General features: G+C 70.9%; 2 protein-coding genes. Both read left to right on the forward strand.

The genetic code is table 11. From position 1 onward, the window contains the following. Nucleotides 1–290: carboxyl transferase domain-containing protein (locus tag RM812_RS42680; protein WP_311586485.1), on the forward strand; the 290-nt coding region annotated here is incomplete at its 5' end. A gap of 16 nt (nucleotides 291–306) precedes the next feature. Further along, on the forward strand, nucleotides 307–405 hold a 99-nt coding region (locus RM812_RS42685; RefSeq protein WP_311586487.1), incomplete at its 3' end, for a biotin carboxylase N-terminal domain-containing protein.

The raw sequence follows: 405 nt of genomic DNA on the forward strand, positions 1-405 counted from the left end.
TCTCGGTGATGGGCGGCGAGCAGGCGGCCTCCGTCCTGGCGACGGTCAAGCGCGACCAGCTGGGCGACGACTGGAGCGCCGAGGACGAGGAAACGTTCAAGGACCCGATCCGCGCCCAGTACGAGACCCAGGGCAACGCGTACTACGCCACCGCCCGGCTCTGGGACGACGGCGTGATCGACCCCGTGGACACCCGGCAGGTGCTGGGCCTCGCCCTCACGGCCTGCGCCAACGCCCCGCTGCCCCAGAAGGACCCGGCCGGTCCCGGCTTCGGCGTCTTCCGGATGTGAGGAACAGATGACGACGATGTTCGACACCGTGCTGGTCGCCAACCGCGGCGAGATCGCCGTCCGGGTGATCCGGACCCTGCGCGAGCTGGGGGTGCGCTCGGTCGCGGTCTTCAGC

The organism is Streptomyces lancefieldiae (assembly GCF_031845825.1).
Classification (GTDB): Bacteria; Actinomycetota; Actinomycetes; order Streptomycetales; family Streptomycetaceae; genus Streptomyces; species Streptomyces lancefieldiae.